Genomic DNA, 7,888 nt, shown 5'->3' on the forward strand with positions numbered 1-7,888 from the left:
GAATTTAACCGCGAATCGAATACGCTGTGTTCGAAGTCGAATGCCGCCGCCGTCACCGCGATCGGGCTGGAACTGAAGGCGGTGGTCGACCAGTTTCGTGAACAGATCCAGAATCTGGAGTAGCCGATGGTTGCCAAGGATTTGGGGTCCCGCATTCGCCGCCGGGGCCTGATGCTCGTCCTGTCGTCGCCATCCGGCGCCGGCAAGTCGACGATCGCGCGCAATCTTCTGGAAAGCGATTCCAGCCTCGAACTGTCGGTCTCGGTCACCACCAGACCGCGCCGCGGCAGCGAGATCGAGGGCGTCCACTACCATTTTAGGACGATGCGCGAGTTCGAGCGGCTGCGCGATTCCGACGCGCTGCTTGAATGGGCCGAGGTGCACGGCAATTGCTATGCGACCCCGCGCGAACCGGCTGAACTGGCGCTGTCGGAAGGGCGCGACATGCTGTTCGACATCGACTGGCAAGGTGCCCAGCAGCTCAAGGAGAAGATGCGCGCCGACATCGTCTCGATCTTCATCCTGCCGCCATCGATGAAGGAATTGAAGGCGCGGCTGAAGCGCCGCGCCGAAGACCAGGAAGCGGTGATCGAAACGCGGTTGAAAAACGCCCGCAACGAGATCGAGCACTGGAAGGAATATGATTTCGTCATCGTCAATGACGACCTCGACCGCGCCTTCGCCGAAGTGCGCGGCATCGTCGTCGCCGAGCGGCTAAGACGTGATCGTCGGCCAGGCCTGTTCGATTTCGTCTCGGGACTGTTGGACGAGAAGACTGGCTGAACCGGCTACGGTGTGGCAGCCGGGTAGTTGGATAGACGCATGCTATCGGCCGGCGTCAGATGTTCGACGATCTGCACGATGTCGGTCCATTCGATCTCAGCATAGTGCTCTCGCATTCCGGACAGCATGACATCCTTTGGCCACTCGCTTTGCCGCCCGACAAAGGCGGCAGCTTTTCGACAACGGCATCTCCGTACAGCGCGTAACCCACACAATGGCTGTCGACGTGGCGTCACCATCGCAGACATAGCGCATGTAACCCGGCACGATCGTCGTTTCGCGCCAGCGTATGGTGGACGTCTTTTGCCCCGCCACAACAAGCGGGAAAAGTCGAGGCACCACCCCAAGTTCCTGCATGTCAGCCCTCATGCCGCATTGGTCAGCCGCACGAATTCCTCGACGCTGAGCGTCTCGGCGCGGCGCGTCGGATCGATGCCGGCGCGTTCGAGCAGGGCCTCGCCGCCGAGGCTCTTCACGCTTTGCCGCAGCATCTTGCGACGTTGGCCGAAGGCGGCTTCGGTGACGCGTCCGAGTTTTTTCACCTCGGCGGGCAGAGGGGTCAGGCGCGGCACCAGATGCACCACCGAGGAGGTGACCTTTGGCGGCGGCGTGAATGCCTGTGGCGGTACGTCGAAGGCGATCCTCGCCTCCGTCCGCCAGCCGGCAAGAACCCCCAGCCGGCCATAGCTGTCGCTGCCAGCGGGTGCGACGATGCGCTCGGCTACCTCGCGCTGGAACATCAAAGTCATCGAGGTGTAGAAGGGCGGCCAATCGCTGACCGTCAACCAGCGCACCAGCAACTCCGTGCCGATGTTGTAGGGCAGGTTGGCCACGATCTTTACCGGGCCGCCGTCCCCGGCCGCTCGACTGGCAAGTGCCGCGAAATCCGTCTTCAGCGCATCGCCGGACACAACCTCCAGTCGGCCGGGATAATGATCGGACACTTCGGCAAGGGCAGCCAGGCAGCGTTCGTCACGCTCGATGGCGATGACGTGACGCGCCCCGTTGGAGAGCAAGGCGCGGGTCAGCCCGCCGGGACCGGGACCGACCTCGATCACGGTTGCATCGGACAAGTCGCCGGCGGTGCGGGCGATCTTGCCGGTGAGGTTCAGGTCGAGCAGGAAATTCTGGCCGAGCGCCTTCTTTGCCTGCAGGCCATGACGCTCGATCACTTCGCGCAGCGGCGGCAGCCCGTCGATGCTCATGCCTGCGGTCTCATGCGGCAACTGCCTTCGTGTTTGTGTCGGCCAGCTGTCGGGCAAGCTTCAATGCTGCGATCAGGCTGTCGGGCCGCGCCACGCCCTTGCCGGCGATGTCGAAGGCGGTGCCGTGGTCGGGCGAGGTGCGGATGAAGGGCAGGCCGAGCGTGACATTGACCGCCTCGTCGAAGGCCAGCGCCTTGGCCGGGATCAGTGCCTGGTCGTGATACATGCAAAGGGCTGCGTCGTAGCCCGCCCGTGCCCGGGCGTGGAACAACGTGTCGGCCGGCAGCGGACCGAAAGCGTCGATCCCTTCGGCACGCAGGATGTCGACCGCCGGGCGCACGATCCGCTCGTCCTCGAGGCCCATGGCGCCGCCTTCACCGGCATGCGGATTGAGCCCGGCAACGGCGAGCCTCGGCCGGGCGATGCCGAAGCGGCCGATGAGGTCGGCGGCGGTGATGCGCGCAGTGGCGACGATCAGTTCGGTGGTCAGTGCCTTCGGCACCTCGGCCAGCGCGATGTGGATGGTGACGGGAACGGTGCGCAGGTCGGGGCCTGCCAGCATCATCACCGGCATCGCTTGGACGCCGCTGTGCCGGGCCGCCAGATGTGCCAGATACTCTGTGTGGCCGGGAAAGCGAAAGCCGGCATCGTAGAGCGGCTTCTTGGCGATAGGGCAGGTGACGACGGCCGAGGCTTCGCCGGCGAGGCAGTCGGCGACGGCGCGGTCGATGGCTTCGATGGTGGCGGCCGCATTGGCCGGGTCGGGTCGGCCAGGGCTGTCGATGCAGCGGGTGGTCAGTGGAACGATCGGCAAGGCGCGGGCAAAGACTTGCGCCGCTTGCGCCGATGTCGTTTCGACGACCGGCAGCGAAATGCCGAGGAGACGCGCCCGGGAGGCGATCAGCGCCGGATCGGCGAGCAGATAGAAGGGAGGCAGGGCGGCAGCCTCGCGCGCCATGAAGGCAGCGATGGCGATCTCCGGCCCGATGCCGGACGGATCGCCGGCGCTCAGCGCGAGCACAGCCACGGTGCTGCCCACGTCAGCGCTTGACGATGCGGGCTTTCGCCTTCAGCTCGTCGACATATTTCTTGCTGAGTTCGTCGGCGTTCTTGTCACCGGAGCTTTCGCCCTGGAACACCATCTGCGCGACCTTGTCGTCGGACACTTCGCGCGACGAGCAGATGCCGATGAATTCGACGCCGCGTTCGGTTTCGCGCGTGACGGTGGCGCCGCCGACCTTGGTAGCCTTGATCTGCTCGGCCCAGTCCGGCGGCAGTTGCGGCGCCAGCACCCGGCCCAGATCGCGAACGGTGACGTCGATCAGGCCCTTGGCGAATTCGCGCGTCGTGTTGCAGCCGCTGAAGCGGGCGCGCATGGCGTCGGCCTCGCGCTTGCGTTTGCCCAGCGTCGCGCTGCGTTCTGCCGCCGGCACCACGAAGATGACCTGCTGCAGCATGTACTCGGTGGCGCTCGGCTTGGATCCGCCTTTTTCGAGCATCTTCCTGACAATATCCTGTTCGCTGACGGCACCGGTACCGTCGCCGGAACGGTAGCGCGCGCTCAAGGCCTGGTTCCAGGCCATCTGGGCGCGGATGAATTCCTTGAAGTGGCCCTTGGTGACGCCCGACTTCTCCATGACGCCGTCGAGCTGGCTGAGCTGCATCTTGTTGCTTGACGCAAAGCGCTGATACGCCGCTTCGACCTGAGCGTCGCTGATGCGGATGCCAAGCCGCTTGGCCTCGGCCATGCGCAGCGTCTGGTCGATCATTTCCTGGCCGGCGTCACCCTTCTTGCGCTGCAGCTTCAGGAAGGCGGCGCGATGGGCGATGTCGCCGGTGGTGACCGGAATGTCGTTGACGACGTATTTGATCTCGCTGGCGAAAGCCGGTGGCGTCATCACGGTGATCGACACGCACGTCGCCGCCACAAGCAGCGCAAAACCTGCTGAAAAGAGGTATTTCCTCATCGTTGGCATCCCAATTCTATCCCGGCTCCGCCCAATTTTTATCTTTTCAGGTGCGCGAAATCCGTGCCAGCCCTATGCGGCGAAACGATGTCGCCGATTGTTACTGGATCGTGTCGACGCCACTGCTCGACGAGCCGAAATCGCCGAGGGTGCGGAACGACAGATTGAAGCCGATGGTCTGCGACACCTCCCTGGTGTTCAGGTCACGCGACTGCGAGTAGGTCATCAAATAGGTGAAGCAGGAATCATTGTAGGCGAAGCCGACGCCGTCCCTGACCAACAGGCTTTCCTGCAGGTCGTAGGTTCCGGTGCCGAAGACGCGCCAGTTCTCGGCGAGATGCGTCGATGCACCGAGCGTGACTTCGTGGCGGTCGGTCGTGAAACCGTAGAGCGGCTGGGCCTGGATGAAGGCGTATTTGGCGCTCAGCGACACCGGCAGGCCGGAATAGGCGGCCTTCACCTCGGCGCGGCGGATCTCAAAGCTCTGTTCGTCAAAACGGCCGCTGACCGAGGCCGCGAAGCCGTTGGGGCTGTTGATGCCGAACAGGCCGACATAGTCGGACTTGGTCGTGTCGAGACCTGAATAGGCGCCAACATTGACCAGATCCGGAGCCGCGAAGGAATTCTCGCCGCCGATCTGATAGGATTGGCCGAAAATGGCATTGGTGCCCCAGCCATTGTTGTACGAGCCGGAATAGCGGAAGCCGACATTGGCGCGCGAACCGCCTTCGACGCGGTCGTAGCCGGAGAACTTGTCGCGTTCGAACAAGGTGGTCGCGTCGAACACCATGCTTTGGGCGTCTTCGTTGGGAACGGCCAGACCGCCGACATACTGCTCGTTCGGGCGCATGAAGACCTGCGCCATCGGTTCGATCACATGGCTGGATCCGCTCGCCATGGAAAACAGCACCGGCCAACGCATCTCGAGGCCTGCGGTTGCCATGTAACGGGCAAATGACGAGCGCATATCGTCCTGCTCGCCCAAATTCGTTGCCATCTGGTTGATGGCGGCGAGCGAGGCCGACGATGCGTTCAGGTAGTCCACATCGCCCTGCAGTGCCAGCAACGGCGTCAGCACCAGCCCGCCATCGGTGACGAAGCTCCGCTTCCACTCGGCCTCGGCGGTGAGGCGGCCCGATTCGCCTTCGATGCCACGGACACGCTGCGTGCCTGAACCAGGTACGTAAGGGGTGAAGTAGGTCTGGTCGAGATCGTCGCGGCTGATAACCCGCGAGTTGACATTGAGCGACAGCTGGCCGCCAGCCACCGATACGTCGGGAATATAGGCGTAGTCGAGCGACGGCAGCACCCAGGGCTGCTGTCCGCTTCGCGCAGAGATGTTGTCGTTGGGTGTATCTTCCTGCACTTCGAAGTGCATGGCGCGCAGGTCGAAATAGTTGCGGCCGTTGAGACCTGTCAAATAGACCGACGACTGGTGGACGCTGCCATTGTACTTGTCGATGTTATAGGTGTTCGAGAAGTTCTTGTCGGTCTGCAGCAGCACATCCCAGCCGAAATTCCAGCGCGGATTGATGGCGAACTGGCCCTGCGTGCCCATCATGCCACGGAATTTGTTGGGATCGCCCGCTGCGCCCGAATCGACATTGTGGCCAGCGGTGCTGGGGAAGGCAGTCGTGTCGAGGAAGGCATCGGGATCCTGCTGATGGATTCCGGCGATCTTCAAACTGTACTGGCCATTGTTGAAGCGCTGGCGCCATTCGGCCTCACCGAGGAAGCCCTGCTTGGTGTAGCCGGAGCCGGTGACGGTCAGGTCGTAAGTCGGTGACAATGCGAAATAATAGGGAATTTTTACGCCGACACCGAGATCGCTCTTGTAGACGATGCTGGGGATCAGGAAGCCGCTCTTGCGCTTCACCGTCGGGTCGGCAATCTCGAATGCAGGCAGATAGGCGAGCGGGAAACCGAAGAACTCGAAATTCGCATTCTCGAAGCGAACCGTCTTCTTCTCGCCGTTCCAGATGATCTTCCTGGCCTTGACGCGCCAGGTCGGCGCTTTGTCGGGCTTGTCCTCGCACGGTTCGCAGGCGGTGTAGACGCCATTGTGGAACGTGGTCAGGACGCCGCCCATGCGCTCGGCGCTTTCGGCGGCGAAATAGGCCTTGTCGATGGTTTCGACACGCAATGCGTTGACGAAGCCGTCGGCGAAGTCATCGGTGATGTCGATATGTTCCGAATTGATCTTGGTGCCGTCGCTGTTGACGACTTCGACATTGCCGCTCGCAACCATCCGCTTGGTGTTGCGGTTGTATTCGACCCGCTGGGCGACAAGGCGATTGCCACCATAGTCGATCTGCACGCCACCGACGGCGGTCACCGTCTGATTTTCGTTGTTGTAGACCAGCGTATCGGCAGCGAGCAGCATCTGCGAGCCTGACGGAACCGATGTCGCCATGTCACCGACATCCTGCGCGAACGCCGGCATCGGGACGACGCATGCAAGCACGCACGCCAAGGCGGTCGCCGCATAGAGGCGCGCCAAACGGGCCTGCCTGTTGCTGGGCAAAAACGCCTCCCTCACTAGCCGTCTTCCTTGTATAGCAGGAAAGTCACCCCGAAGAACATAGCCACTACGACCGGCACCCATGCGGCTACGACAGTCGGCACGAATCCCGCCACGCCGAATGCCTTCACCAGCACCGAAACGACATAAAGCAGAAAGCCGGCGATGATGCCACCCAGAATCATCGTTGCCGACTGCCCCATCCTAGCAAATCGCATTGAAACCGTTGCCGCAATCAGCGTCATGGCGACGAGAAGGAACGGCAACGCCACCAGCGAATCAAACTGCATGGCAAAGGCATTTGCCTTGAGGCCGAAGGAGCGGGCAACCTCGATCTTTCCCGGCAGATCATAGAAAGGGATGGTTTCGGGGCGCGCCAGCCGCTCTTGCACGAATTCGGGCTTCAGATTGGTCGGCACGCGATCGGTTGTCGATGCCTGGATCGTGCCGTTCTGGAATGTCTTGACGTTCTGCAATTCCCAATAGCCGTCGCGAAGGAAGGCGCGCGCGGCGTCCTTGCGCTCGACGATGTTGCCTTGCGGGTCGAGAATGAAAAAGACGACATCGGCCATCTCCAGGCCCTGATTGAGGATGGCCCGCGCACCGATGATGGTGTCCCCCGAACTGGTTTTCTGCCGAATCCAGGGCGCGGCATCGGCTGAAACCGTGTTCGATTTGCCGGAACGCAGCTGGGTTTCGATCTGCTCGGACCAGGAGAATGCGTGCGCGGCGAGCGGATTGATGACGCCAACCGACAAGACGCCGAACAGCAAGGCTCCGATGCAGCATGGCAACAGGAACTGCCAGGCGGAAACGCCCGCGGAACGCGCGATGACCAGTTCGTAGCGCCGGTTGAGCGACACCAGCGTCGCCATCGCCGAGAACAGACCGACAAACGGCACCGTCTGCAGCATGATCATCGGCATTCGGAGCCCCGAAATGGCCACTGCCGTTCCGTAGGTGAAGCCGGGCAGGCCGGTGGTGCGGCCGGAGAGTTCGGTGAAATCGATCAGGAACACCAGCGCCAGGAGGCCGATGAAGAACCAGATGGTGATCGTCACATAGCGGAAGAAGAAATAGCGGCCCAGCGTCCAGCCCATCAGCTGACCCCTTGCCCTGAAGTGCCGCGTCTGGACAAACGCAGTTTGAGAGCGTTCCAGCTGTCACCGGTGCGCGTGGCGAAATTTGTCATCCAGTCGGCCCAGGCCACCGGCAGTTCCATGGTCCGGTTGGAGACGATGAACCAGATCGCCACCGCGGAAGCCACGATCGGCACGCCATAGACCATATAGGCATATTGCGGGATCTCATCGGCTTTGCTGGCGGCAAAAAAGCCCAGCCAACGCACGAACAGCGATATCCCGATGGCCGTGATCAGCGGATTGACGCGTGCCTCGCGGTGCGAGCGCGCG

Annotated in this window: 8 protein-coding genes and 1 pseudogene; 2 read left to right on the forward strand and 7 right to left on the reverse strand. The window is 62.4% G+C overall.

Translation table 11 applies throughout. From position 1 onward, the window contains the following. Both EN993_RS26985 and gmk read left to right on the forward strand, forming a co-directional pair. The coding region (locus tag EN993_RS26985; RefSeq protein WP_127265287.1) for a DUF1732 domain-containing protein at positions 1-123 on the forward strand (123 nt) is incomplete at its 5' end. A gap of 3 nt (positions 124-126) precedes the next feature. Next, positions 127-783 carry a guanylate kinase gene (gene gmk, locus EN993_RS26990; protein ID WP_013532512.1) on the forward strand — a complete coding sequence of 219 codons (657 nt, stop codon included), beginning with the start codon at positions 127-129 and terminating at the stop codon, positions 781-783. Between the two features lie 5 nt (positions 784-788). Here gmk and EN993_RS38385 read toward each other — a convergent pair whose 3' ends face one another. The 7 genes and pseudogenes from EN993_RS38385 to EN993_RS27025 all read right to left on the reverse strand — a co-directional run. Next, positions 789-911, reverse strand: a complete 123-nt coding sequence (locus tag EN993_RS38385; RefSeq protein WP_281040360.1) for a hypothetical protein — start codon at positions 909-911, stop codon at positions 789-791. 237 nt (positions 912-1,148) lie between these two features. Continuing rightward, positions 1,149-1,988: a 16S rRNA (adenine(1518)-N(6)/adenine(1519)-N(6))-dimethyltransferase RsmA gene (gene rsmA / locus EN993_RS27000; protein WP_109662838.1), complete on the reverse strand. Its 840-nt coding sequence runs from the start codon at positions 1,986-1,988 to the stop codon at positions 1,149-1,151. A gap of 10 nt (positions 1,989-1,998) precedes the next feature. Then, positions 1,999-3,027 (reverse strand): 4-hydroxythreonine-4-phosphate dehydrogenase PdxA, encoded by a 1,029-nt coding sequence (gene pdxA / locus EN993_RS27005; RefSeq protein WP_127265288.1) that lies wholly within the window; start codon positions 3,025-3,027, stop codon positions 1,999-2,001. Position 3,028: 1 nt separating this feature from the next. Next, positions 3,029-3,964, reverse strand: coding sequence for a peptidylprolyl isomerase (locus EN993_RS27010; RefSeq protein ID WP_164757830.1), 936 nt, complete (start codon positions 3,962-3,964; stop codon positions 3,029-3,031). A gap of 91 nt (positions 3,965-4,055) precedes the next feature. Further along, entirely contained in the window at positions 4,056-6,494 is a 2,439-nt protein-coding gene (locus EN993_RS27015; RefSeq protein WP_164757831.1) for an LPS-assembly protein LptD, read from the reverse strand. Beyond that, positions 6,494-7,579 (reverse strand): LPS export ABC transporter permease LptG, encoded by a 1,086-nt coding sequence (gene lptG / locus EN993_RS27020; protein WP_206438822.1) that lies wholly within the window; start codon positions 7,577-7,579, stop codon positions 6,494-6,496. The genes EN993_RS27015 and lptG overlap by 1 nt, the downstream gene beginning before the upstream one ends. Next, positions 7,576-7,888: pseudogene (locus EN993_RS27025) on the reverse strand (LPS export ABC transporter permease LptF); the annotation flags it as partial. The gene lptG and the pseudogene EN993_RS27025, both read right to left, overlap by 4 nt.

The organism is Mesorhizobium sp. M7D.F.Ca.US.004.01.2.1, from assembly GCF_003997785.1.
Classification (GTDB): domain Bacteria; phylum Pseudomonadota; class Alphaproteobacteria; order Rhizobiales; family Rhizobiaceae; genus Mesorhizobium; species Mesorhizobium loti.